The organism is Pseudomonas sediminis (assembly GCF_002741105.1).
In the GTDB taxonomy this organism is placed as follows: Bacteria; Pseudomonadota; Gammaproteobacteria; order Pseudomonadales; family Pseudomonadaceae; genus Aquipseudomonas; species Aquipseudomonas sediminis.
On sequence record NZ_NIQU01000010.1, the window covers coordinates 88,414 to 112,062 of the forward strand.

23 protein-coding genes are annotated in these 23,649 nt (G+C 61.8%); 7 read left to right on the forward strand and 16 right to left on the reverse strand.

Translation table 11 applies throughout. From position 1 onward, the window contains the following. Positions 1–91: 91 nt before the first annotated feature. Both CDO35_RS20540 and yegS read right to left on the reverse strand, forming a co-directional pair. Entirely contained in the window at positions 92–1,024 is a 933-nt protein-coding gene (locus tag CDO35_RS20540; RefSeq protein WP_099526458.1) for a chemotaxis protein CheV, read from the reverse strand. A 92-nt stretch (positions 1,025–1,116) separates the two neighbouring features. Beyond that, positions 1,117–2,034 (reverse strand): lipid kinase YegS, encoded by a 918-nt coding sequence (gene yegS, locus CDO35_RS20545; protein WP_099526459.1) that lies wholly within the window; start codon positions 2,032–2,034, stop codon positions 1,117–1,119. Positions 2,035–2,210: 176 nt separating this feature from the next. Here yegS and CDO35_RS20550 point away from each other — a divergent pair, with 176 nt between their 5' ends. Beyond that, positions 2,211–2,909, forward strand: a complete 699-nt coding sequence (locus CDO35_RS20550) for a pirin family protein (protein ID WP_099526460.1) — start codon at positions 2,211–2,213, stop codon at positions 2,907–2,909. A gap of 137 nt (positions 2,910–3,046) precedes the next feature. Here CDO35_RS20550 and CDO35_RS20555 read toward each other — a convergent pair whose 3' ends face one another. From CDO35_RS20555 to CDO35_RS20565, 3 genes are all read right to left on the reverse strand, one after another. Then, a complete protein-coding gene (locus tag CDO35_RS20555; protein WP_099526461.1) occupies positions 3,047–4,606 on the reverse strand; it encodes an FGGY-family carbohydrate kinase in 1,560 nt (519 codons plus the stop codon). Between the two features lie 164 nt (positions 4,607–4,770). Continuing rightward, positions 4,771–6,342, reverse strand: coding sequence for a glycerol-3-phosphate dehydrogenase/oxidase (locus CDO35_RS20560; RefSeq protein ID WP_099526462.1), 1,572 nt, complete (start codon positions 6,340–6,342; stop codon positions 4,771–4,773). A gap of 2 nt (positions 6,343–6,344) precedes the next feature. Continuing rightward, a complete protein-coding gene (locus tag CDO35_RS20565) occupies positions 6,345–7,940 on the reverse strand; it encodes an FAD-binding oxidoreductase (protein WP_099526463.1) in 1,596 nt (531 codons plus the stop codon). Positions 7,941–8,065: 125 nt separating this feature from the next. Here CDO35_RS20565 and gliR point away from each other — a divergent pair, with 125 nt between their 5' ends. Continuing rightward, positions 8,066–9,100, forward strand: coding sequence for an AraC family transcriptional regulator GliR (gliR, locus tag CDO35_RS20570; RefSeq protein ID WP_099526464.1), 1,035 nt, complete (start codon positions 8,066–8,068; stop codon positions 9,098–9,100). Here gliR and CDO35_RS20575 read toward each other — a convergent pair. From CDO35_RS20575 to CDO35_RS20590, 4 genes are read right to left on the reverse strand one after another with little or no spacing between them, the layout of a single operon-like run. After that, on the reverse strand, positions 9,097–9,696 hold the full coding sequence (locus tag CDO35_RS20575; RefSeq protein WP_099526465.1) for an HvfX family Cu-binding RiPP maturation protein: 600 nt from the start codon (positions 9,694–9,696) through the stop codon (positions 9,097–9,099). The two genes, gliR and CDO35_RS20575, sit on opposite strands and share 4 nt — an antisense overlap. Positions 9,697–9,700: 4 nt before the next feature. Continuing rightward, a complete protein-coding gene (locus tag CDO35_RS20580) occupies positions 9,701–10,411 on the reverse strand; it encodes an HvfC family RiPP maturation protein (protein ID WP_099526466.1) in 711 nt (236 codons plus the stop codon). Next, complete coding sequence (locus CDO35_RS20585) at positions 10,408–11,250, reverse strand: HvfB family MNIO-type RiPP peptide maturase (protein WP_099526467.1); 843 nt, start codon at positions 11,248–11,250, stop codon at positions 10,408–10,410. The genes CDO35_RS20580 and CDO35_RS20585 overlap by 4 nt, the downstream gene beginning before the upstream one ends. A gap of 21 nt (positions 11,251–11,271) precedes the next feature. Further along, positions 11,272–11,565 carry an HvfA family oxazolone/thioamide-modified RiPP metallophore gene (locus tag CDO35_RS20590; RefSeq protein WP_013714751.1) on the reverse strand — a complete coding sequence of 98 codons (294 nt, stop codon included), beginning with the start codon at positions 11,563–11,565 and terminating at the stop codon, positions 11,272–11,274. A gap of 529 nt (positions 11,566–12,094) precedes the next feature. Between CDO35_RS20590 and CDO35_RS20595 the strand changes: the two genes are divergently transcribed. The 3 genes from CDO35_RS20595 (at position 12,095) to CDO35_RS22820 (ending at position 14,276) form a co-directional block, all read left to right on the forward strand. After that, positions 12,095–12,595: a hypothetical protein gene (locus CDO35_RS20595; protein ID WP_099526468.1), complete on the forward strand. Its 501-nt coding sequence runs from the start codon at positions 12,095–12,097 to the stop codon at positions 12,593–12,595. Between the two features lie 92 nt (positions 12,596–12,687). Beyond that, positions 12,688–13,581, forward strand: coding sequence for a hypothetical protein (locus CDO35_RS20600; protein ID WP_099526469.1), 894 nt, complete (start codon positions 12,688–12,690; stop codon positions 13,579–13,581). A 128-nt stretch (positions 13,582–13,709) separates the two neighbouring features. Continuing rightward, a complete protein-coding gene (locus tag CDO35_RS22820; RefSeq protein WP_143507352.1) occupies positions 13,710–14,276 on the forward strand; it encodes a hypothetical protein in 567 nt (188 codons plus the stop codon). A gap of 74 nt (positions 14,277–14,350) precedes the next feature. Here CDO35_RS22820 and CDO35_RS20605 read toward each other — a convergent pair whose 3' ends face one another. From CDO35_RS20605 to CDO35_RS20615, 3 genes are all read right to left on the reverse strand, one after another. Next, entirely contained in the window at positions 14,351–14,584 is a 234-nt protein-coding gene (locus CDO35_RS20605) for an anti-sigma factor family protein (RefSeq protein ID WP_099526470.1), read from the reverse strand. Further along, positions 14,578–15,180 (reverse strand): RNA polymerase sigma factor, encoded by a 603-nt coding sequence (locus tag CDO35_RS20610; protein WP_099526471.1) that lies wholly within the window; start codon positions 15,178–15,180, stop codon positions 14,578–14,580. The genes CDO35_RS20605 and CDO35_RS20610 overlap by 7 nt, the downstream gene beginning before the upstream one ends. A 215-nt stretch (positions 15,181–15,395) precedes the next feature. Beyond that, on the reverse strand, positions 15,396–16,517 hold the full coding sequence (locus CDO35_RS20615; RefSeq protein WP_099526522.1) for a beta-ketoacyl-ACP synthase III: 1,122 nt from the start codon (positions 16,515–16,517) through the stop codon (positions 15,396–15,398). A 237-nt stretch (positions 16,518–16,754) separates the two neighbouring features. Between CDO35_RS20615 and CDO35_RS20620 the strand changes: the two genes are divergently transcribed. Continuing rightward, positions 16,755–18,365: an FMN-binding glutamate synthase family protein gene (locus CDO35_RS20620; RefSeq protein WP_099526472.1), complete on the forward strand. Its 1,611-nt coding sequence runs from the start codon at positions 16,755–16,757 to the stop codon at positions 18,363–18,365. Positions 18,366–18,435: 70 nt separating this feature from the next. Continuing rightward, positions 18,436–19,167, forward strand: a complete 732-nt coding sequence (locus tag CDO35_RS20625) for a substrate-binding periplasmic protein (RefSeq protein WP_099526473.1) — start codon at positions 18,436–18,438, stop codon at positions 19,165–19,167. A 3-nt stretch (positions 19,168–19,170) separates the two neighbouring features. On the opposite strand, the gene CDO35_RS20630 is transcribed toward CDO35_RS20625, so the two are convergent. The 4 genes from CDO35_RS20630 to CDO35_RS20645 form a co-directional block, all read right to left on the reverse strand. Further along, the gene (locus CDO35_RS20630; protein ID WP_099526474.1) at positions 19,171–20,262 is read right to left on the reverse strand and encodes an extracellular solute-binding protein; all 1,092 of its coding nucleotides are present in this window, start codon (positions 20,260–20,262) and stop codon (positions 19,171–19,173) included. Positions 20,263–20,271: 9 nt separating this feature from the next. Continuing rightward, positions 20,272–21,384 carry an agmatine deiminase gene (gene aguA, locus CDO35_RS20635; protein WP_099526475.1) on the reverse strand — a complete coding sequence of 371 codons (1,113 nt, stop codon included), beginning with the start codon at positions 21,382–21,384 and terminating at the stop codon, positions 20,272–20,274. A 97-nt stretch (positions 21,385–21,481) separates the two neighbouring features. Further along, positions 21,482–22,369: a LysR substrate-binding domain-containing protein gene (locus tag CDO35_RS20640; protein WP_099526476.1), complete on the reverse strand. Its 888-nt coding sequence runs from the start codon at positions 22,367–22,369 to the stop codon at positions 21,482–21,484. Between the two features lie 247 nt (positions 22,370–22,616). After that, positions 22,617–23,648 carry an AAA family ATPase gene (locus CDO35_RS20645; RefSeq protein ID WP_099526477.1) on the reverse strand — a complete coding sequence of 344 codons (1,032 nt, stop codon included), beginning with the start codon at positions 23,646–23,648 and terminating at the stop codon, positions 22,617–22,619. Position 23,649: the final 1 nt, after the last annotated feature.

Below are 23,649 nucleotides of genomic sequence, written 5' to 3' on the forward strand. Positions count from 1 at the left end.
CGGCGATGCTCACAAGCAACAAAACTCGGGAAATTTTGCAGATCAGTAAGGCCATCAGCGCCAGGCGGGCTTCACCCGCCCTAAGCCAATGCTAGCGGGGCTCGTCCAACTCGAGGCGTTGACGTACCACGTCGACGAGCTTGTCCGGCTGGAATTTGGAGAGGAAGTTGTCGCAACCGACCTTCTTCACCATCGCCTCGTTGAAGCTGCCGGACAGCGACGTGTGCAGCACGACGTAGAGGTCCTTCAGGCGCGGATCGTTGCGAATCTCGCTGGTCAGGCGGTAGCCGTCCATCTCCGGCATTTCGGCATCGGTGAAGATCATCAGCAGCTTGTCGGTCATCACTTCGCCGCTATCCGCCCACTTCTTCAGCAGGTTCAGGGCTTTCAGACCATCGCCCGCCATGTGCAGGCGCATGCCCAGTTGGGTCAGGGTATCGCGCAGCTGGCTCAGCGCCACGCTGGAGTCGTCCACCAGCAGCACTTCACGACCGCGCGCCTTCTCCAGCAACGGATCGGCAAGTTTTTCTTCGGAGACCTTGGTGCTCATCGGCACGATCTCGGCCAGCACCTTTTCCACGTCGATGACCTCGACGATCTGCTCGTCGACCTTGGTGATTGCGGTCAGGTAATGCTGGCGACCGGCGCCACCGGGCGGCGGCTGGATCGACTCCCAATTGAGGTTGAGGATGCGATCGACACTGCCGACCAGGAAGGCCTGCACAGAGCGGTTGTACTCAGTGACGATGATGGTGCTGCGCTCATCCGGCACCAGCGGACGCATGCCGATGGCCTGGGACAGATCGATCACCGGCAGGGTCTGGCCACGCAGGTTGACCACACCGCAGACAAAGCGGTGACGCTGCGGCATCAGCGTCAGTTTGGGCATCTGCAGGACTTCCTGCACCTTGAACACGTTGATGGCGAACAACTGCCGACCGGCCAGGCGGAACATGAGGATTTCCAGGCGGTTCTCGCCGACCAATTGCGTGCGTTGATCTACTGAATCGAGGATGCCAGCCATCATGCGCTCCGAGGTATATAGATTGAGTCTAGTCTGCCGTTCGGGTTATCGGCGAACTGCCGGCATACTGAAGCCTTGCTGGCGCGCCGCCATCATGCCTCAGCCCCAGGCGCCTGACCAGCGAGCAAAGGCGAATGCCGGGGTAGATGCAGACGCAACGCGCCAGGTTGTGCGCTAAAGCGCAAACGCTTGCTTTCCATCGGTTCGCCATCGAGGTTCAAATCCAATCCTTCCTGCGCCTCCACTTCCAGCCACGGCAGCCGCGCGCTGACCGCGACGCTCTGCACACCATGCATGCCGCCCGAGAGCAACGTGCCCAGGGTGCTCACCACATCCTGCGCGGCAGGAACAATGCATACGTCCAGCAAGCCGTCGTCAATGGTCGCCTCGGGACAGAGCAAATGACCGCCACCGGCTTGGCGTCCGTTACCGATGCCCAATGCCAGAAATTCGCCCCGCCACTCGAAGTCCGGCCCGTGAAACCGACCGGCGGCCGCACGTACTTCGGAAAAGCGGCTGAGCCCGGTGAGCAGATAGGCGGCGCCACCGAGGACTTTCTTGAGTTCCTCCGGCGTGTTGGCGGTGATGTTGGAGCCGAAACCGCCCGTGGCCATATTGAGGAAAGCGCGTTCACCGGCCATGCCCACGTCAACGGCCACCGGTTCGACCTCCAGCAACGCCAGCGCGGCAGCCGGCGTCAGCGGAATACCGGCAGCGTGGGCGAAATCATTGGCCGTGCCCAGCGGCAGTAGAGCCAGGCTTGCATCACTCTGCGCCTTGACCAGCGCTTCGACCACATCACGCAGGGTGCCATCACCGCCACCGGCAATCAGCGTCGGGTAACCAGCGGCCAGCCCTTCCTCGACCAGCCGCTCGGCGTCCCCGCCTTCCCAGGTCAGGCGCACGGCCAAATCCCAGCCACGCTCACGCAGGCCGCTCACGGCCGTCCTCACCTCTTCGTTCAACGCCTGCTTGCCATGCAGGATCAACCAGGCTTTGCGTTCGCGCATTGCACTGCTCCTTGAAGGAATCAGCGAAAGCCTAGTGCCTGGCCTTCGCGAAAATTAATCAAATTAATAGATATTAAAGCCGTAAATATTGCGCTTTTAAATCGATTACACGGAATAGATCATAGCGCCATCGACGTTGCGCGGGACTCACCTCGCGCACGACTGGAGGATTGACCATGATCGATGTACGTCCGTTCGAACAACTCGGTGGTGCTCATCACGGCTGGCTCAACGCCCGTCACCACTTTTCCTTCGCCGAATACTACGACGCCGAGCGGATGAACTGGGGCCGCCTGCGCGTGTGGAACGACGACGAGATCGCTCCACATTCAGGCTTCCCGCCGCACCCACATCGCGACATGGAGATCATCACCTACGTTCGCGAAGGTGCCATCAGCCATGAGGACAATCTGGGCAACAAGGGACGTACCGAAGCAGGCGACGTGCAGGTAATGAGTGCCGGTACCGGTATCGCTCACAGCGAGTACAACCTGGAGGATGAAACCACCAAGATCTTCCAGATCTGGATTCAGCCGAACCAGGCTGGCCTGCCGCCCTCCTGGGGCGCCAAGCCTTTCCCCAAAGGCGACCGCTCAGGATCGTTCGTCACCCTGGCCAGCGGTTACGAGGAGGATGTCGATGCATTGCGTATCCGCACCGACGCGCGCCTGGTGGCCGCTACGGTCAAGGCCGGACAGAGCGCCGAGTACGCCCTGCAGCCGGGTCGCAAGGCCTACCTGGTGGGCGCAACGGGAGCCTTCAGCGTCAACGGCGTGAACGTCAAGGCACGTGATGGCGTGGCCATCGCCGATGAAGCGCTGATCCGCATCGAGGCCCAGGAAGACAGCGAGATCGTGCTGGTGGATGTCGCCTGATGCACACACTATCGCCCTCCACTACGGAGGGCGACTGGTTTCTGTAGGAGGGGCCGGGCGGCGCTCCGCTTTAGCCGCGACCTGGGTATTGCTCGGTCGCGGCTAAAGCCCCTCCCACAATGTTCATCAACTTCAGCCTACGCCGGATAGCCGGTGATCTTGCGAATGCGCTGGTACAGCGGCTTGAGCTGTCGGTACATGCGCTGATAGACCTGCCCGTAGAGCTGCTCGTAGGTGTGCTGCGCAGCCGGGTTAGGCTGAAACACCTGGCCAACCCGAGTCATGGCAGCGATGGCGCTCGGGTAATCCGGGTGCAAGCCCAACCCCACCGCGCAGTTGATAGCAGCCCCCAGCCCGCTGGTTTCGTAGAGGTGCGGTCGCTCTGCCGGCAGACCGAAGATATCAGCCGTCAGTTGCATCGCCGCATCGCTCTGCGAACCGCCACCGGAAACGCGCAGGCGCTCGATACGGGTGCCTGAACGTTTTTCGATACGTTCCTTGCCCTGACGCAGCGCATAGGCCAGGCCTTCGAGAATGGCACGGTAGATATGCGCGCGGGTGTGTACATCACCAAAACCGATGATCGAACCCTTGGCCTCCAGCCCCGGCTCACGGATGCCGGGCGTCCAGTACGGCTGCAACATTAGGCCCATGGAACCCGGCGGTACGGCGTTGACCAGTTCGTCGAATAGCGCCTCGGGCGACACGCCCAGCGCCTCGGCACGCTGCATCTCGCGTAGGCCGAACTCGCGTTTGAACCAGCTGACCATCCAGAAGCCGCGATAGATCATCACCTCGGTGTTGAAGTGATCCGGCAGCGCCGCCGGATAGGGCGGAATCAGGCGAACGGTTTCCAGGTAAAGGCTGCGAGTGGTGTTGATGGTCGCGGTGGTGCCGTACGAGAGGCACGCCGTGCTGGACTCCAATGCACCGGAACCCAGGACCTCGCAGGCCTTGTCAGCCCCAGCGGCAATCAGCGGCAGGCCCTCGGGAATACCGGTGTGACGGCTGGCCTCGGCACTGATCTGACCCAGTCGCTCGCCCGGCTTGAACAGCTCAGGCAGTTGCTCACGGCGTACCTTCAACGCCTGCCACTTCCAGTCGCCGGGCGCGGCCCATTGCAGGCGCTTGTAGTCGAACGGCAGGTAAGCCACGCAACTGCTGGTGGAATCGACGAAGCGGCCACACAGGCGATGGGTGAGAAAGCCCGAGAGCAACAGCACCTTGTGCGTGCGCGCTGCTATCTCCGGCTGGTACTGGGCGACCCAGTTGACCTCGGACTGGCCACGAAAGTGATCGACCGCCTCTTCGGCGCGCACCAGCTTGAACAGCCAGCCCCACAGGCCCTTTATCCGCCCGGCCACTTCGGCACGACGCTGATCGAGCCAGAGAATCGCCGGGCGCAGGGGCGTGCCCTGCTCATCGACATGAATGATGCTGCCGCGCTGAGTGGTGACGGCGACGCCCTTGATCTGGCTGCGGTCGATAGTCACCTGCTGCCACAGCAGTCGGCAGGCCTCGCCGAGACTGGCCCAGTAGTACTCGGGGTCCTGCTCGGCCCAGCCTGGCTGGCTGGAGAAATAGGGGTCGAGCTCGACCTTGCCCTTGGCCAGCAGGTTGCCCTGAGTATCGAACAGCAGCGCTCGCACGCTCTGGGTGCCGTTGTCGATGCTCAGCAGGTAGCTTGGTTCGCTCAAGGTGTGATCCTTCTTGTTATACCTATGCCCATGCGTAGCCCGGATGAAATCCGGGAGCGGCATCTTCACTCATCCCCGGATTACATCCGGGCTACAACTGGCAGACCTGAGTATCGAGGGATTGCTGATGCGCGCGGCGCACCCTACGGGAAGTGCGATCCGGGTTACGGCAGGCTGTAGCAGCGTTGCCACAGCGCCAGGTAATCGCCCTCTTCCTGCAACCAGCGCGCATCGCTCCAGCCCAGGCGCTGCTGGCACAGTGCGCGGATACGCGGCAGCTCGGCGCGGCCGCCCTCCAACAGCAGCAGACCCAGGCGCGTGCGGCGCAGAAGCAGATCGTCCAGATGCAGCACCAGCTCGCCTTCGGCAGCCCAGGCCAGTTCGGCCCACAAGGTGTCGCTACCGGCGACGCAATCAGCGCCGACTTCGTCGACCAAGCGCAGTACCTCATTCAGCTGACGACCATGGCGCCCAGCCAGACGGCGTTGCTGCGCCGGGCTCAAGGTCGGCATCGGTGTCGGCGTATTCGCAGCGAAGACCGCGCCGCCCTGATCATCCACTGGCTTGCCAACGAAACCTGCGCAGGCACGCAGCACTTCCAGCGCCAGCAGGCGGAAGGTGGTCAGCTTGCCGCCGGCCAGCGTCACGCTACCCGGCTCGATCCACAGCGCATGCTCGCGCTTCTCGTCGGAGGGTTTCAGTACGCTGCCACCATCGCTCACAACCGGACGCACGCCCGCCCAGGTCGACAGCACGTCGGCGCGGCTCACCTGCGCAGTCGGGAATTGCTGGGCACAGGCAGCCACTAAGTAGTCGACCTCCTCGACGCTGATCGCTGCCTCGGCATCCAGATCACCCGCATGATCCAGATCGGTGGTGCCGATCACCGTTGCGCCTTCCCAGGGGAAGACGAACACCGGCCTACCATCGGCGACATGCATGAAGCTGAAGGCATGCGCCACCGGCAGGCGCCAGTTCGGCAGCAGCAGATGGCTACCGCGCAGCGGACGAATGTGACCATTGCCAGGCTGGCGCAAGCGATCGGCCCAGGCACCGGTGGCCTGGGCCACGGCGCGACTGCGCAGGCGGTACTGAGTGCCCGTTTCCACATCCTCGGCGAGCACACCGACTACCTGCCCTGCCTCGCGCAACAACTCGACCACGCGCATACCATTGAGCGCCTCGCCGCCTTCGGCACGCGCCTCGCCCAGCACGCGCTGCACCAGGCGGGCATCGTCGGTCACCGCATCGAAGAAGCGCGTGCCACCGAGCAGGCCGTCCTCGCGAATGCCCGGCGCCAGGTAACGCAGTTGCTGCAGCGGATAGAACAGGTGATTGCGCTTGCCAGCCAGGGCGTCGTAGAGGCTAAGCAGGCCGCCGAATACCTTCGGCCCGGGAAAGCCGCCGCGGTAGTGCGGCATGACGAAACTCAACGGTTCCACCAGCCCCGGCGCCTCGCCGAGCAGGCGCTGGCGCTCGCGCACCGAGTCGCGAGTCAGCCCCAGTTGGCCCTTGGCGACATAACGCAGGCCACCGTGCACCATCTTCGACGAGCGGCTGGAGGTACCCCAGGCGAAATCGCGCTGCTCCAGCAGCAGGCAGCGCCAGCCACGCCGCGCCGCCTCACGCAGGATACCGGTGCCGCAGATGCCGCCGCCGATCACCAACAGATCCCAGTCGCGCGCGGCCAACTCAGGCAGCGCGCGCGTGCGCCAGGTGGCGTTCCAGGGCTCCATACTCAGTCCTGCAGCAACACGCCAGGCGCCAGGCGCTGGTCGGGGTCGAAATGCGTGGCAAGGCTGCGCAGCGTGGCCATGCCCAGCTCGCCCTTCTCTGCTGCCAGATATGGTGCGTGGTCGCGACCGACACCGTGCTGGTGGCTGATGGTGCCGCGATTCTCGGCGATGGTGTGGCTGGCAGCCGCTTTCAAGCGCTGCCAGCGCGCCATGGCCTCGGCATAGTCGACGCCGGGCCGGAACACGTAGGTGGTGTAGATGCTCGAACCTTCGCCGTAGACGTGCGACAGATGGGTGAAGACGTGCACCCGCTCGCCCTCGTCGGTCAGCTCGTCACGTAGACTGGCCTCGACCTTATTCAGCAGGTTGTCGACGTTGGACCAGTCAGTGGCGGTTTCCAAAGTGTCCACCAGGTAACCGCGCTCCCACAGACCATGACGCAGGTAAGGGAAGCGAAAGCGGTTCTGCTCCCACTTCTTGCCCAACAGGGTGCCGGTAAATACCCCACCAAAACCTTTCAGCAAGCGCCGCGCCTGTTTCAGCGAGGCGGCGTTCTGCACCCGACTGCCGGTGACGCCGAAGGTCAGCATGCACTTGCCGTCGCGGGCGCCGCGCAGGGCCATGTATTTCTCCAGCAGCGCGATCTGCTGCGGGTGACCGGCCAGTGCCAGTTGGGTACGGGTTTCGATGGCGTTGGACAGGCGCAGCATGGACAGCGGCACGCGCGCCTGGGCCAGGCTGCGGATGGCGCTCAGCGCCTGCTGCCAGTTGGGCAGGAACACCGCGTAGAAACGCTCCTGCTCGGCCAGGCGACTGATGCGCACGCGCACTTCGGAGATCACCCCGAAGCGCCCTTCCGAGCCCATCACCAGCTCGCGCAGGTCTGGCCCGGCCGCAGAGGCCGGGAAGGTTGGAATCTCCAGGGTACCGGCAAAGGTTTCCAGCTTGCCGCCGGCGAACAGTTGCTCGATGCGCCCGTAACGCAGCGACTGCTGGCCGCTGGAGCGACTGGCGACCCAACCACCGAGCGTCGACAGCTCCCAGGACTGCGGAAAGTGGCCCAGCGTATAGCCACGCGCACGCAGCTGGCTTTCTACCTGCGGCCCATTGGCGCCGGGGCCGAAGGTGGCGATCAGGCTGTCCTCGTCGATATCCAGCAGGCGCGTCATGCGCTCCAGCGACAGGGTCAGCACCGGGCGCTGGCCGGCTTGCGGGTTGATGTGGCCGGCCACCGAGGTGCCGCCGCCATAGGGGATCAGGGTGACGTCATGCTGTTGCGCCCAGGCCAGCAGCTCGCGGATCTGCTCGGCGCTTTCCGGGCAGGCGACGCCATCGGGAAACAGGCCGAAGTCACCGGAGCGCATCGCCAGCCAGTCCGGCAGGCTCTGGCCACGGGCATGGCGCACGCGCACTTCTGCATCAACGCTGATCAGTGGATGCGGCGCCAGGCGCGACGCCGGCACGCGCGCCAGCACATCCTGCAGGCTGGCGTCGGCCAGACGCTGGCCAGGCCCGACCAGTTCGGCGAGAAAGGCCTCGCCATGAGCCGGCAGTTCCACTTCGGTCGCTTCGTCACCCCATCCGTTCCAGCGTCGCATCGCATCCCCCATTCCGATCAGCACTTATGGCTGCCTATACTAGCCAGCCGCCGATTTCCGTCACTGTCGAATCGGGACAGGCGCTATCGCCAATCAAGACAGGCATCGCAGAACAAGAAGAATCCATGGAAAACCTCGGCTATACCTCGGTTCCCGCCCTACTCAAGTACCTGCGCCAGGCCGAACAGCTCGGCCTGGACATCGACCGCGCCCTGGCCGCTGCCGGCATTGCCGCGCAGGACCTGGCCGACAATGGCAAGCGCATGCCCAGCGAGGTACACGAGCGCCTGCTGGCGCATCTGATCGAGGTATCCGGCGATCCCCTGTTCGGTCTGCACTCGGCGCGTTTCGTCCAGCCCGGCTCGTGGAGCGTGCTTGGCTACATCGCCATGAACTGCGCCACCCTGGGCGAAGCCATGGGCCGCATCGTGCCTTACGAGAAACTGGTGGGCGACATGGGCACCAGCCGTATCGAGGCTGCCGAGGATCATGTGCGGCTGATCTGGAGCTGCCGCCATCAGGCACCGGACGTGCGCCGTCACATGGTCGAGAACGTGCTCGCCTCGTGGCTGCTTTACGCCCGCTGGATCGCCGACTCCGAACATTCGCCGCGTGAGGTGTGGTTCGAGCATGCGCAACCGGCAGGCACCGAACTGGCCGAATACCAGCAATTGTTCGGCTGCCCGGTGCTGTTCGAACAGCCCTGCAACGCCCTGCTGGTGCCGCTGGACTACCTTGGCGTGCCGCTGCGCCAGGCAGACGCCAACCTGCTGCGCACGTTGGAAGAACACGCCCTGACCCTGATGGCCGGGCTGGACGACAACGAGCCGCTGCCGCGCCGGGTAAAGAACGCCCTACGCCTGCTGCTCAAGGACGGCCTGCCGCGCAAGGAACGGGTGGCGGAAAAGTTCGATATGACCGTGCGCACCTTGCAGCGCCACCTGCAGCAGGCCGGCACCAGCTACCAGCAGATTCTCGACGAGCTGCGACAGGAGCTGGCCGAGCACTACCTGCTGCGTAGCGACCTGGCGATCCAGGACATCGCCTGCTACCTCGGTTTCACCGAATCACGCTCGTTCCACCGCAGTTTCAAGAGCTGGACTGGACAGACGCCGGGCGAGTTTCGCGAGAGCCGGCGCCGGGATAACCCGCTGGGTTAGCGGGAAATTCTGAAGCGCCGCGCGAGCCAGTAATCGATGCTCAACCAGCGCCCTGCCCCGCTGAAGAACAGCGCCACCAGCATCACCAGGTAGGTAGCGGCGAACTCGATGCCATTGTTCAACACCACGAACTTGCCGCTGCCGGTCAGCCAGTCGTAATTGCCGTGCTCACGCAGAATCGCCCGCGCCCGTTCGATCTTCTCCGCCGCCGCCAGCACGCGCTCGTTGGCAAAGGGTGCGGAGGGGTCGGCAATCGCCTGCCAGCCATAGGGCCAGTGCACGGCGAAGATCGCCACCAGCATGGTGATGATCAGCGGAATGCTGATCCAGCGCACGGCAAAACCGAACAACAGCAGGATGGCGCCACCGGCCTCAGTCAGCGCCGCCGCCCAGGCCAGCAGTTCGGGAAACGGCAGGCCCAGGCCCCAGTCCGGGTTACCGAACCAGGCCGCGGTGGCGTCGATATCGGACAGTTTCTGCATGCCGGCCATCCAGAACACCGGCACCAGATACAGGCGCAGCAACAGCGGGCCGAGAAAATCCAGGCGCCGGGTAGCCTCCAGCGCGTCCTGGAAGCGATTGAGCAAAGTGATCATGTGGTCAGTCCTCGGGATGCGGAAACCAGATATTGCGCGCCTGCCAGTCATCCAGCAGCGCGCGGGCGTTAGCGAAATAATTGCGATCAGCGGCCAGGCCATGGGCCGTGGCCAACTCCAGCTGCGCCTGCACAGGCGGCTCGCCGGCCTGCAGCCGCAGCGCCAGTTGATAGGCGAACGGCGCCAGTTGCATAAAGCGCACCTGATCCTGGCGATCACGCCAGACCAGCAGGCAGGTCGGCTCTGCTGGCGGCTGCGTGGGGCAATGATCGGCACCGATCCTCTGCACCGGCCAGCGATAGGCCAGCGGCCAGGCCAATGGCGACCAACCGCGCTCGGGCAACTGCGCATCGCTGACATCCAGCGCCAACTCGACCCACTCGTAATGCGCCAGCTCCAGCATGAACGCAGGGTCACCAGGCTCGGCGCGATAACCCTGCTGCAGCCAGGCAATGAACTCCTGACTGATCCCGAGAAAGTACGGCGTGCTCGCCTGATGCTCGGTGAAGAACGCGCGCAGCAACCGCTGCCAGCGCTCGGCCCCGAGAACCCGGCGCAGCACGGGGAAGGCGCCGCCCACCAGGCTGGCGACATTGTTGAAAAACAGCTCCTCGTAGACCGCCATGCGCTCGGCCGTGATGCCCGGCAGCAAGGCCTGCACCTCAGGCTGGCGAATACGTGCAGCGAAGTCGCGCTGCTGCTGAACGCCGCTCATGTACCGTACCTGCTTAGCGGTTGTGCGGCCTGCTGCAAGCTGCGGATATGCGCCAGCTCGGCATACAGCTCAGCCAGCGGCGGGAAGTTGAAGTCGCGCTCCAGCAGCGTCGGGCGCACGCCATGCTGCGCGTAAGCGCTGCTCAGCAGTGCCCACACCGGGTCGATCACCGGCGCACCGTGGGTGTCGATCTTCAGGTCTGCCGCCTGGTCGTAATGACCGGCAACGTGTAAATAGGCGATGCGTTCACTGGGCATCGCAGCGATATAGGCTTCGGCATCAAAGCCGAAGTTCAGGCTGTTGACGTAGACGTTGTTGACGTCGAGCAGCAGCTGGCAGTCGGCACGCTCCAGCACGGCGCGAACGAAATCCGCCTCGTCCAGCTCGCCGGGCAGGCGCGCGTAGGCTGAGACGTTCTCGATGATCAGCGGCCGCTCCAGCAGGTCCTGCACGATGCGCACGCGTTCGGCAATGCGCGCCACCGACTCCTCGGAAAACGGCAGCGGCATCAGGTCATACAGCTGGCCATCGTCGGCGCAGGCTGACAAATGTTCGCTGTATGCCAGCACGCCGTGCTCGTCGAGAAAGCCCTTGATGGCGTGCAGCAACTCCAGGTTCAGCGGCGCGAAGCCGCCAAGGTTGAGGGACAGACCATGGCACAGCAACGGCCGGCGCTCGCTCATGGCGCGCAACTGCTTGCCCAGCCGACCACCGACACCGATCCAGTTCTCCGGCGCCACTTCGAGAAAATCCGCGCCGCTGGCATCATCACCGATCAGCTCGGCGAGCAGCCCGCGACGCAGGCCGAGACCGGCGCCGGTGAGGTTTGCGAGGTGCATGATCCGTCCTCCCCTGCGCCCTTACTCGCTCTTCTCGCCGCCGCACTTGCCTTCGCCGCATTTACCCTCGGCATCGGCTTTTTTCTCGCCACCACACTTACCCTCGCCGCACTTGCCCTCTGCATCGCCTTTCATCTCACCACCGCATTTGCCTTCGCCACAGGAACCTTCCTGCGCCTTCTCGGCAGCGGCCAGGCTGTAGCCGCTGGCCAGCTCCTGCGCAGCGAAGGGGTTGCTGGCAGCATGGGCGGTGAACGCCATGGAAGTCAGCAGCGCAGCGCCCAGGGTGGCAGTCAGAGTATTGAGTTGTTTCATGGCATCTCTCCATCGGTTTCGAATACGACGCCAGGTTGGCGCCCTCGCAGCAATTGACGAGGCAGGGATGCGGGCGTTACAGCGAGCGAAAAAAGTTTTCGTAGCCCGGATGCAATTCGGGGGCGCCTTACCCGCTACCAGTCGCGGCTACGACTGCATGGATGCAGGAGGTAGAGCGAAGCAGGATGCCATAGCCGAAAGCCGCTCCCACAGGCACAGGAAAACCCACCGCACCGTGGGAGGCGCTTCAGCGGCGAGGTTTTCGATAGCCAGTAACCCGAACAGCCATCCAAGCGGTGGATGAGAAATGCGCCATGCTCCCTACGCGCGGTGTCCTAGGCGCGATGCTGGAGCAGAAATAGGAGGTCAAGCGAATACAGCAGACTTCCGGGCGGCAGTGGTAAGCATTTGATTGGAAAGGCTTTTTATTGCGAAGCGAAGCGGGATGGTGCGGAGTTAGATGGAAGGTTCTACTATCGGATTAGTACCGCCATCTATCTAATCACTGTCAGGCTCTAAGGAGAAACCGATGAAGGATTCAGAAATCAGAGGCGTTGTTCTAGAGAAATTTTACGATGGCCGCCACAACGACAAGTATTTTCCTAAAGAGGAAGACTTTCCTGGCATCGAAATGTCAGCAATATTTAGAGTCTGCGACCAACTACATGAACACGGCCTCTTAAAAACCTGGAAAACCGTTGGTTCCCCTGTGGTTCAGGGGTTTGGGATGATCTCAGCAAACGGCGTTGACGTCATGGAGGGAATTACCAAGCCTCCACTTTCAATCTCTATAACAAATAATCATCAAAACATATCAGTCGGTAATATTTCACAAGCATCAAATATCACAATCGGCAACAACAACTCAGTTTCCATTGAGACAAACTTAAAAGAGATCATTGAGGCACTTAAAGAAAACAGCTCCGCCTCGGAAGAAGAAAAGCAAAGTGCATTATCATTACTGAAGAAATTCATCGCGCACCCGTTGGTATCATCAATGGCTGGTGCCAGTCTGACGCTCCTTGGTTAAGCCTAACAATTGGCCCAAATCGTTCGCTATGCTCATAGGGAAGGACTAAAGCCCGCCCTTTAGCCAAACGTTAGATTTCAATAGGAGGCAACGTGCCACACGACACGGAGAAATACAGGAAAATATTCGAAAAAATGTCCCCCACCGAAATCGCAGAAATAAATCGCCTCAATAATGAAGAACACCAGAAACAGGCGAAAGCATTTAAAGAGGGGTATCAAAAAGGCATTTGCTATCTTTGCAACAAGCCATTTAAAACCATTAGCAGTGACAACCCATGCCTACACTGGCTTTTACGCCAATGCAAATTTAAGAAGAAAGACTTTCCAAAAATATATGCAAAATATAGCTATGGAAATATAGCTGCCTTTATTAGATGGTGCGCAAACCAAGAGCGCCTCCTGTCAAACATAAACGACCTAAAGGACGAAAAGCCAGATCGTAAAGTCATATCCTATACAGTGAAGTGGAAAAATATTGACTGGACATTTGATTGCTCAAAAAACGATTTCGAGGGGCATCTTGGCACGACAATAAATTACCCTCACTACCATTTTCAAATGAGAATAGACGGAAAACAATTTATTAATTTCAATGATTTTCATATCCCATTCACGGACCATGATATTTTCATATTAAAAACAAGCATAGAGCAAGGTGACTGGTTTAAGCAGGACTTCGGCGCAATAGGCTCCGGCATGCAGGATGCTGTAAGTATTGATTTAGACGACATCCTGGAACATACAACCCCATCAAAAGATGAGGACAATGCAACATACCACTTCTCCACCATGATAGACGCAAGAGATAATCCTATATCTGGTGAAGAAATTTACGAAATACAAATGGAAGCACAGCGCACAGGAAAATCTTTTGCCTTGATTGCTCAACAACGCTTAACGGGTCGCGCTCAAGTGCAAACCATAGTCAGTCCAGCCGATTCAATCCCTGATATTGCATCCAGAACAGAGCACAAGCGCAGGTAAAATCTGAAAAATGCAAAAGTGAGGACAGATTTATTTATAACACATGGCCACTAGCCTAAAAATAAATCCATCCCATTTTCGAATCATTGCCACTTATCAACGCGTTAGACTTTCATGGAGTACTTACTTTGACCCCGACGGAAACGATCACGCAACTCAAAGCAGCTCGTGATGGTTTTTGGTTTAGTCTTGGAGCGTATGCGCTTTTAACCAAAGAACCAGCAAAATCTGAGCTGAGTAGATATAACATAAACATCTATGAAGATGGAGAAATCGTTGTCTCTGAAGATAAGCTGAATGAGCGTCGCGGTACAAATTACACTATCGGATTCAACGGCGCATTGAGCAATAGCGCTGCAAGGGGCGTCGTTGACAATTCCTTTAAGCAAATGATCATCGATTCAAATCACGCCATTCGCGCATACGCTAAATTTAATAAAATCGACATCTCAGAGTCATCGTCTATTCAATTTATTCGACATTACCGAAATGCAATCGCGCATAACGGCTTATGGGATCTGCGCTCGCCCAAAGGGCTACCACTAACCTGGCGAAATAGAACTCTGACAATTGAAATGAACAATCAGCCGATTGAAGGGTTTTTAACTTGGTTCGAGGGGCTGCAATTGTGTGCGCAGCTGAACATTTTTGTTACCGAGCAAGTAGCCCGAACAACCACCGCAAACGGCGGATGAAAAAAGCGTCGGCTACGCGCCCCGATCCACCCTACGCCTGAGGACGCAACCAAGCCGTCCAGCAAGCACACGGCTCACCCCTGATTGCGCCGGTCCTGCGCCAGGCGCTCGGCCAGGGCGTCGAGTTCGGGCAATTCGTCCTCCGGCATCTGTCGGATCACCGCCTGGGTCAGTTTCATCTGGCGAATGAAACGTCGGCAGTTGCCGCACATGGCCAGGTGGGCGCGCACAGCCAGGCGCTGGCGTAGGGTCAGTTGGCCGTCGAGATAATCGCTGGAATGAGCGACCAATTCCTTGCAGGTCAGCATTGGCCTGTCTCCTCGAAATGTTCCAGGGTGGCAAAGACTTTCAGGCGTGCCCGGTGCAGCAGCACACGGGCATTGGAGAGCGAGATGTCGAGAAGATTACAGATCGCCTCCAGCTCCAGCCCCTGTCGCTCGCGCAGCACCAGCACGCTGGCCTGCAACTCGGACAGGCTGGCCAGGGTGTGTTCCAGGCAATCGCGCAGCTCGTCTTCGGTGAGCAGGGCTTCGGGGCTGTCCTGATGCCAGGCATGGGGGGCCAGCAGCCAGTGGCCGTCATCGGCGAAGCGCTCGTCGCCGACCATGCCATGCGGCGCAGCCAAGTCATCGAGCAGCACCTCACGGCGGTTGTGCTTGAGACGGGTCTTGGCGGTATTGGCGGTGATGGTCAGCAGCCAGGTCTTGAGGCTGGAGCGCCCCTGAAAGCCTGCCAGGCTGCGCACTACGGCGAGCCAGGCATCCTGCACCACTTCGTCGGCGTGACGACTGCCGACGATGGCGTAGGCCACCGCTCGCATCGCCCCCTGGTAGCGAGCGACCAGCTCGCGATAGGCCTTCTGCTCACCGGTGAGCAGACGATCCAACAGATCGGTATCGGACATAGAACTCCCATGGTAGGGCCTGGCGCACACGAGCAAACCCTGTACGAACCTGTTCACGATCTGCTGCGCGTCGGCCATGCTGCGTTGAAACCAACCTCAAAATGCTCATTTACGGCTCGTAAACTGCGCTTTTTCGGCTGCTTTCGCCTTGCCTGGCTCTAGCTCGCTAGATCGTGAAACAGGTTCTACGCGCTTCAGGCATTCCTACAGAGAGTTCAACGCTTGCGCAAAATTACACTGCCGATCGAATAACCGGCGCCAAAGGAGCTTAGAACACCCAGGCTGCCCGCCGGCAGGTCGTCCTGATTCTTGTGCAGGGCGATCACCGAGCCGGCCGAACTGGTGTTGGCGTAGGTGTCGAGAATCACCGGCGCCTCGTGCGGCTCGGCGTCGCGACCGAGCAGCTTGCGGGCGATCAGCAGGTTCATGTTGAGGTTGGCCTGGTGCAGCCAGAAGCGCTTGACGTCGCTGACGTTGAGCTGGTTTTCCGCCAGGTGTGCGGCGATCAGCTCGGCGACCATCGGGCAGACGTCCTTGAACACCTTGCGGCCTTCCTGCACGAACAGCTTGTCGCGGGCGCCCACGCCCTCTTCCGCGGCGCGGTTGAGGAAGCCGAAGTTGTTGCGGATGTTGTTGGAGAACTGGGTCAGCAGCTTGGTGCTGACTACATCGAACTGGTGCTGGGAGGTGGCCAGATCGGCACGCTCGATGATTACCGCCGTGGCGGCGTCACCGAAGATGAAGTGGCTGTCGCGGTCGCGGAAGTTGAGGTGACCGGTGCAGATTTCCGGGTTGACCATGAGGATGGCGCGGGCCTGGCCGGTCTGGATCGCGGTGGTCGCAGCCTGGATGCCGAAGGTGGCCGAGGAGCAAGCCACGTTCATGTCGTAGCCCCAACCGTTGATGCCCAGCGCGGCCTGCACTTCGATGGCCACCGCCGGGTAGGCGCGCTGCAAGTTCGAGCAGGCGACGATCACCCCATCGATATCGGCGACGGTCTTGCCGGCGCGCTCCAGCGCCTGCTTGGCAGCGCCCACGGCCATTTCGCAGAGGATGCCCCAGTCTTCGTTGGAACGCTCGGGAATGCTCGGCACCATGCGCTGCGGGTCGAGAATGCCGGCCTTGTCGATGACGAAGCGGCTCTTGATGCCCGACGCCTTCTCGATGAAGCCGCTGCTGGACTCGCTCAGCGCCTCCACCTCACCGCGGGCAATGGCCTCGGCGTTGTCGGCGTTGAACTGCTGCACATAAGCATTGAAGGATGCCACCAGCTCGTCGTTGGAAATGCTGTTGGCCGGGGTATAGAGGCCGGTACCACTGATGACGACGTTATGCACGCTCATTCCTCTTCTCGGCCGCTGGCGGCCTCAGGCAGTAGGCCGGCGACAATGGCGCAGGCCGAAAATCGGGAGACTTGGGCCAAGCTCTTGCGACGGTTGGCTCCGGGCCACTGAGTGTGCCACAGGGCGATGGGGTTCGTCCTTAGCCCTTGAGAGTGTCTAGGTGGACAGAACATGACCCAATATAGCCGTTTGGTCTAAAGTCTTATCTTGATCCGCGCACCTGGAGCTTGCATGAACCTTTCCCTGCTCAGCCGCTACGCTTTTTTCGCCTTCTGCGTGCTGTTCACCCTGGCCAGCCTGCCTTTCCTTGGTCATCAATGGCTGTGGCCGCTTACCCTGCTCACCGGCGTGCTCAGCCTGATCGGTATCGGTGACCTGCTGCAGACGCGCCATGCAGTGCGGCGCAACTACCCGATCCTGGGCAACATCCGCTACCTGGTCGAAGGTATCCGCCCGGAGATTCGCCAATACCTGCTCGAAGGTGACGCCGAGCAACTGCCCTTCTCCCGCGCCCAACGCTCGCTGGTGTATTCACGTGCCAAGAACGAAGGTGCCGACAAACCCTTCGGCACCTTGAGCGATGTGTACCAGAACGGTTTCGAATTCATCAGCCACTCCATGCGTCCGGCGCCGCTTACCGATCCGTGCAGTTTTCGCGTGGAGATCGGCGGGCCGCAATGCAGCCAGCCGTACTCGGCGTCCCTGTTCAACATCTCGGCGATGAGCTTCGGCTCGCTCAGCGCCAATGCCATTCGCGCCCTCAACGAAGGGGCGAAACTCGGCGAGTTCTACCACGACACCGGCGAGGGCAGCATCAGCCCCTATCACCGTGAGCACGGTGGCGATCTGGTCTGGGAACTGGGCAGCGGCTACTTCGGCTGCCGCGCCTCGGACGGGCGCTTCGACCCCGAGCGTTTCGCCGCACAGGCCGCCAGCCCGCAGGTGAAGATGATCGAGATCAAGCTCAGCCAGGGCGCCAAGCCGGGCCACGGCGGCATCCTGCCCAAACACAAGATCACCGAAGAGATCGCCAACACCCGCGGCATTTCCATGGGTGAGGATTGCGTTTCGCCGTCGCGCCATAGCGCCTTTTCCACTCCGGTCGAGCTGCTGCAGTTCATCGCGCAATTGCGTGAGCTGTCGGGCGGCAAGCCGGTCGGTTTCAAGTTCTGCCTGGGTCATCCCTGGGAGTTCATGGGTATCGTCAAGGCGATGCTGGAGACGGGCATCCTGCCCGACTTCATCGTCGTCGATGGCAAGGAAGGCGGCACCGGCGCGGCGCCGCTGGAGTTCACCGATCACCTGGGCGTGCCGCTGCGCGAAGGGCTGCTGTTCGTGCACAACACCCTGGTCGGCAGCAACCTGCGCGACAAGATCAAGCTCGGCGCCAGTGGCAAGATCGTCAGTGCCTTCGATATCGCCCGCGTGCTGGCCATCGGTGCCGACTGGGCCAACTCGGCGCGCGGTTTCATGTTCGCCATCGGCTGCATCCAGAGCCAAAGCTGCCACACCAACAAGTGCCCAACCGGCGTGGCGACCCAGGACCCGCTGCGCCAGCGTGCTCTGGTGGTCGAGGACAAAGCCCAGCGCGTCTTCAACTTCCACCGCAACACGCTCAAGGCACTGGCCGAGATGCTCGCCGCCGCCGGCCTCGACCATCCGGCGCAGATCGATGCCAAGCACCTGGTGCAACGTATGTCCGCCACCGAGATAAAACTGTTCTCGCAGCAGCATGTGTTCCTCGCGCCGGGCGAGTTGCTCAGCGGCCAGATCGAAGGCGAGTTCTATGAGCGCATGTGGCGCATGGCGCGCGCCGACAGCTTCGAGTCGGCGCCGGCCTGAGCGGCCATCGTCCAGTCCGTTACGGCCAAGCTCGGCGCGACCTCGCTTAACGTCTTGAACCGGTAACCGCATGCGCCTTTCGCTATCCGCTCTGCTGTTTCCGCTGTGCCTCGCAGCCTCGGCCGAGGAGCAGCGCCCACTGCGCTTCTCGGTGACCGAGAGCTGGGCCATGCCGATGATAAAGATCGTCGATGGCCAGGCCGCGGGCGGGATTCTCTACGATCTGCAAATGCGCCTGGCACAGAAGGTCGGACGCCGCGCAGAGATGCTGGTGCTACCACGCCTGCGCGTTCAACGTTTGCTGGTCAGCGGCGGAATCGACGTGCGCTGCTACGTCAATCCTGACTGGCTCGTCGAATCCCATCACCAGTACATCTGGAGCCTGCCCTTCATGGTGCAGCGCGACCTGATCGTCGCGCGCAACGCCGACCCCCACTTCAAACTGGAACAGTTGCGAGATGAGCGCGTGGGTACGGTACTGGGCTTCAGCTATCCAAATCTGGAGCCGCTGCTGGCCAGTGGCGCAATACACCGCGAAGACGCCCGCACCCAGGAACTGGCCCTGGAGAAACTCGAGGCCGGTCGCTACCGCTATGCCGTCAGCAATCAGCTGGCGTTGGACTGGTTCAATCGCGACCTGCCACCCGACCAACGCTTGCATGCGCTCGGTGAAATCAGCGCTGACCTGATCGCCTGCATTGTCCGCGACGAGCCGGATGTACCGACCCAGGCGCTGCTGCGTGCCCTGGTGCAGATGAGGCAGGATGGCGAGTTCGAGGCCATCCTTGCTCGCTATCGCTGATAGCTACCGACCCGACTTCAGCCGGCTGAACGCACGGGTCAGGGCCCGGTTGAACTCACGACTGTTGTCATTCTTGGTGTACAGCGTGGCGCGCAGCTCGGCCGGCGGATAGGTGCCGGGGTCGGCGAGAATCGCAGGATCGACGAAGGCGTCGGCCGCTGGCACCGCATTGGCGTAGTAGATGCTGTTGCTGATGGCGCCGATCACCTCTGGCGTCATCAGATGGTCCATCAACGCCAGCCCGGCTCCCGGGTGCGGCGCATCACGCGGGATGACCATGGCATCGAACCACAACAGAGCCCCTTCACGCGGGATGCGGTAGCTCAGCTGGAAATCCTTGTTGGCCTGCTCGGCCTGTGCCGCGGCGATGGCAACGTTGCCATTCCAGGCCATGGCCAGGCAGGTGTTGCCGTTGGCCAGGTCGCTGATGTTGCGGTCATTGTCGAAGTAGCGAATGAACGGTCGCACCTTGGCCAGATGGGCCTCGGCCTGTTTCAGGTCATCGAGATTCTGCCGGTTGATATCCAGCCCCAGGTAGCGGAACGCAGCGGCGAACACCTCGTTGGGATCATTGAGCAAACTCACCCCGCAATCGGCAAAACGCGCCACCACCTGCGGGTCCATCAGCATCGCCCAGCTATCGGTCGGGGCATCGGCCATGCGCTGAGCGATGGCCTGCTCCTGGTAGCCGAAACCGGTGGTGCCCCAGACGTAGAGTCCGGCGTAGCGATTGCCCGGGTCGAACTTGGCCATGTGCTGAGTGAACTCGTCATCCAGCCCGGAAAAATGCGGCAGCTGCGTCTTGTCCAGCTCGCGCAATGCACCGCTGGCGATGGCCCGGCTCAGGTGCTGGCCAGCAGTCAGCACCAGGTCGTAACCACTGCCGCCGGTGAGCAGTTTGGTTTCCACGGTTTCCAGCGAATCGAAGTGATCGACCACCACCCGGATACCGGTCTTCTCTTCGAATGAAGCCAGGGTGTCCGGAGCCAAGTATTCGCTCCAGATATACAGGTTGACCTGCTTCGGCGCCGCACCGGCCTGCGCGTGTGCGCAGGCGGCAAGGGCCACGGCCAGCAGACTGGCGGGCAGTTTCATCCGGGCCTCCTAGGCGCGCTGGGGCGCGGCGTATTGCGGCATGGTGATGCAGGCGACGTTACCGCCACCCAGCAAGATTTCCCGCGAGTTCTCGATACCGAGGATGCGATGCTGCGGGAACAACTCGGCCAGGGTGGCCTGGGCCACACGGTCGTTGGCGTCGCCGAACAGCGGCAGGACGATGGCCGAGTTGCCGGCGTAGTAATTGATGTACGAAGCGCAGATCTGCGTGCCGGCCTGTCGGGTATGGGTGGCATCGTCCTGATCTAGGCCTTCGGCCTCTTCAGCCGTCCACTCCAGCACGCGCGGTTGCGGCAGCTTGTGCACCTCCAGCGCACGGCCACGGGCATCGCGCACGCTGCGCAGGATGTCGTAAGCCTCCTGGTAGATTTCCCATTGCGGGTCGGTGCGATCATCGGTCCACTGCATCACCACCACGCCGGGGCGGACGAAGCAAGCCAGGTCATCGATATGACCGTCGGTTTCGTCGAACTTGCAGCCGCGCGGCAGCCAGATCACCTGCTCGGCACCGAGGTAATCCGACAGCCTGCGGGTCATCTCGTCCTTGCCCAGGTGGGCATTGCGATTGCGGTTGAGCAGGCACTGCTCGGTGGTCAGCAGAGTGCGCTGACCGTCACTCTGGATACCGCCCATTTCGGCAATGAAAGGCGCGCGATAACGATCGAAGCCTTCGATCTCGAGAATCTTCTGCGCGATCTGATCGTCCTTGTCCCATGGGTAGTAAAGCCCGCCATCGAGCCCGCCATAGGCGTTGAATTCGAAGTCCACGCCGCGCACTTCGGCCGTCTCGTCATGCACCAGAAACGCCGGGCCGCTGTCGCGGAACCAGGTGTCGTTGCAGGTCATTTCCACCACCCGCACATGCGCCGGCAGCAGGCGCCGAGCGTTGCCATACTGCGCCGCCGAGGCGCAGACGGTGACCGGCTCGCTGCTGGCGATGGCCGCAACGATCTCGACCCAGACCTTCTGCGCCGGCTTACCACCGTTGCGCCAGACGTCCGGGCGCTCCGGCCAGCCGAGCCAGCAGCGGCTCTTGGTTTCGAATTCGCCGGGCAGACGAAAGCCGTCGACCTTGGGCAGGGAAGTCAGGGTACGGGCCATCTCGCGGCTCCTCGTCAGTGGCTGGAAGTAGCCCGACAGTACGCCCGTCGATGGCGCCTCGACCAATGACGATAATCGCGGAACCCTTGAATTCAATTCACAGATCGACCAGTTGATCAGTGAGCCATTCGATGAAATGAGCGACTGCCGGCTTATCCAGACGCAGGCGCTCGCACACCAGCGCGTACTGCCCTAGCGACGGCACCTGAGCTGCGAAGGGGCGCACCAGGCGACCACTGGCCAGGTCCTCGGCACTGGTCAGGTTGTCGCCGATGGCCACGCCCTGGCCGCGTGCAGCGGCCTCCATGGTCAGGCCGGCATGGCCCAGATACAGATGCCGAGTCGGCTGGATATCGCCAGCATGAGTGGTCAGCCAGGCGGTCCAGGTCTTGCCGTCCTGATCGTCATGCAGCAGGCAATGACGCGCCAGGTCGCGCGGGTGCTTGAGCGGCGACTGGTTGAACAGGCCTGGGCTGCACACCGGGAAGAATTGCAGGGTCGGCAGCGGCCGTACGAAGAAGGCGCTGGCATCGTCCGGGCCGGTGCCATAGGTGATGGCGATATCGATCTCGCTGCCCGGCAGCGTCGCCTCCAGCGGCTGTTCGTGCAGATGCAGGGTGATCTGCGGGTGGCGCTCGGCGAAGTCGGCCAGGCGCCCGACCAGCCACTTCTGCGCCAACTCTGCGGTAACCGCGACGCGCAGTTGCGCCTGCGAACCGGGATCGCGCAGCTCGTCGCAGGCCTCGCCAATCAGCTCGAAGGCCTGCTGCAGGCTGTGCAGCAGGCGCCTGGCCTGTGGTGTCGGGCGTACCTGACGGCCGTCGCGCTCGAACAGCGTGCTGCCGAGTTGCTCTTCGAGCTGGCGAATCTGGTGACTGACGGCGCTGTCGGTAACGCACAGCTCAGCGGCCGCGCGGCCGAAGTGGGCATGCCGTGCGGCCGCTTCGAAGGTGCGCAGGGCGGTGAGCGAAGGCAGACGACGCATGACGATTCCGGTTCGGTCGAAAACGCGCATCCTCGCCCAGCCATGGATGGCCGACAAGTCTCGTAGCGTGTCGCAAGGCCGACCAGACGTTGCGCGCCGCTGATTGCAGTTATGGCTGGCTGAACTCCAGGCGTGCTCCACAAGCCGCTGCGCGCAGCGCACCCTACGCAACGCCACCTGCGGCTATCCCGGCAAGTGCTTCGCTCGTTCGAACCTGGGGTGCGCCGTGCGCACCAACTGCCTCCGACTAGGTTCCGCTCAGGCTATGCAGCACCTGCTCGATGCGCTGTTGCAGAGAGCCGGTCAGCCCTGTGAATGGCCAGCCGCGCCGCGTCAGCTCCTGCTCGTACCACTGGTTCTGCCGGCGGCGAAAGGTCTGGTCCTGACGGGTGCCGTCCTGCACGAAGGGGAAGTCATCGGCGCACAGAAACAGGTGGTGATAGTGCCGCTCGGCCAACTGCTCCAGCTCGGCCTCGGCCCGCTCGAACAGCTCGCGGCAATAGAACAGCGTGGTCAGCGGCGTGGTGTCGCAAACCAGGTAGCGCTGACACTGCCCAGCCAGGCTCTGCTCACGGGCGACCTGGATACGGCCGATGCGCAGCAGGTCGTCATAGGCGAGCACACCGCCCTGCTCTTCCCAGAGTTCGCGGCCATATTCGGCGGCATGGCGCGTACCCAAGGCCTCGGCCAATGCCAGGGCGAGGCTACTCTTGCCGGTGGACTCACCGCCGAGCAAGGCGATGCGTGCGACGAAATCGCCATACACCTGCGGCGCCAGGTAGTGGCGCAAGCCATGGATATCGGCGCGCAGACGCGTACCGGACACCGGTACCTGAATGCGCGCGCGGTCGATCTCGACGTGCTCCACCGGCCGGCCGAAACACCGGCTCAAATGCGCGGCAAAACCATCGCCGTAAGCCTCGCTGGTAAAGACCGCGTCGACCGGATGGCCCAACACTGCCAGGCAGAAATCGGCCACGAACTGGCGCTGCGCGGCATCGGGCTCGGATTCGTGGGGAAGCTCTGGTAACGCCAGGCCGCGTGCGCGTTGCTGGGCAACCCACTCGGGCGTAGCCACCCAGCTGCGCAGTTCGGGAAAGCACACCTGCAGCCAGTTCGCCCGTCGCTCCGGCTCGCAACCGGCAAGCTCCGGGTAGGCCCAACTGAGCAATACCAGCTGTTCGCATTGCTCTCGCGCCTGGCGGATCAAACATTCATGCCCCAGGTGCAACGGCGCGAACTTGCCGACCACCAGCCCGCAGGCGAATCGCTTGCTCATG

Coding starts and splice junctions, on each gene's coding strand:
- CDO35_RS20540 (WP_099526458.1), bottom strand. CDS start 1,024: ATGGCTGGCATCCTCGATTCAGTAGATCAACGCACGCAATTGGTCGGC.
- yegS (WP_099526459.1), bottom strand. CDS start 2,034: ATGCGCGAACGCAAAGCCTGGTTGATCCTGCATGGCAAGCAGGCGTTG.
- CDO35_RS20550 (WP_099526460.1), top strand. CDS start 2,211: ATGATCGATGTACGTCCGTTCGAACAACTCGGTGGTGCTCATCACGGC.
- CDO35_RS20560 (WP_099526462.1), bottom strand. CDS start 6,342: ATGGAGCCCTGGAACGCCACCTGGCGCACGCGCGCGCTGCCTGAGTTG.
- CDO35_RS20565 (WP_099526463.1), bottom strand. CDS start 7,940: ATGCGACGCTGGAACGGATGGGGTGACGAAGCGACCGAAGTGGAACTG.
- gliR (WP_099526464.1), top strand. CDS start 8,066: ATGGAAAACCTCGGCTATACCTCGGTTCCCGCCCTACTCAAGTACCTG.
- CDO35_RS20575 (WP_099526465.1), bottom strand. CDS start 9,696: ATGATCACTTTGCTCAATCGCTTCCAGGACGCGCTGGAGGCTACCCGG.
- CDO35_RS20580 (WP_099526466.1), bottom strand. CDS start 10,411: ATGAGCGGCGTTCAGCAGCAGCGCGACTTCGCTGCACGTATTCGCCAG.
- CDO35_RS20585 (WP_099526467.1), bottom strand. CDS start 11,250: ATGCACCTCGCAAACCTCACCGGCGCCGGTCTCGGCCTGCGTCGCGGG.
- CDO35_RS20590 (WP_013714751.1), bottom strand. CDS start 11,565: ATGAAACAACTCAATACTCTGACTGCCACCCTGGGCGCTGCGCTGCTG.
- CDO35_RS20595 (WP_099526468.1), top strand. CDS start 12,095: ATGAAGGATTCAGAAATCAGAGGCGTTGTTCTAGAGAAATTTTACGAT.
- CDO35_RS20605 (WP_099526470.1), bottom strand. CDS start 14,584: ATGCTGACCTGCAAGGAATTGGTCGCTCATTCCAGCGATTATCTCGAC.
- CDO35_RS20610 (WP_099526471.1), bottom strand. CDS start 15,180: ATGTCCGATACCGATCTGTTGGATCGTCTGCTCACCGGTGAGCAGAAG.
- CDO35_RS20620 (WP_099526472.1), top strand. CDS start 16,755: ATGAACCTTTCCCTGCTCAGCCGCTACGCTTTTTTCGCCTTCTGCGTG.
- CDO35_RS20625 (WP_099526473.1), top strand. CDS start 18,436: ATGCGCCTTTCGCTATCCGCTCTGCTGTTTCCGCTGTGCCTCGCAGCC.
- CDO35_RS20630 (WP_099526474.1), bottom strand. CDS start 20,262: ATGAAACTGCCCGCCAGTCTGCTGGCCGTGGCCCTTGCCGCCTGCGCA.
- aguA (WP_099526475.1), bottom strand. CDS start 21,384: ATGGCCCGTACCCTGACTTCCCTGCCCAAGGTCGACGGCTTTCGTCTG.
- CDO35_RS20640 (WP_099526476.1), bottom strand. CDS start 22,369: ATGCGTCGTCTGCCTTCGCTCACCGCCCTGCGCACCTTCGAAGCGGCC.
- CDO35_RS20645 (WP_099526477.1), bottom strand. CDS start 23,648: ATGAGCAAGCGATTCGCCTGCGGGCTGGTGGTCGGCAAGTTCGCGCCG.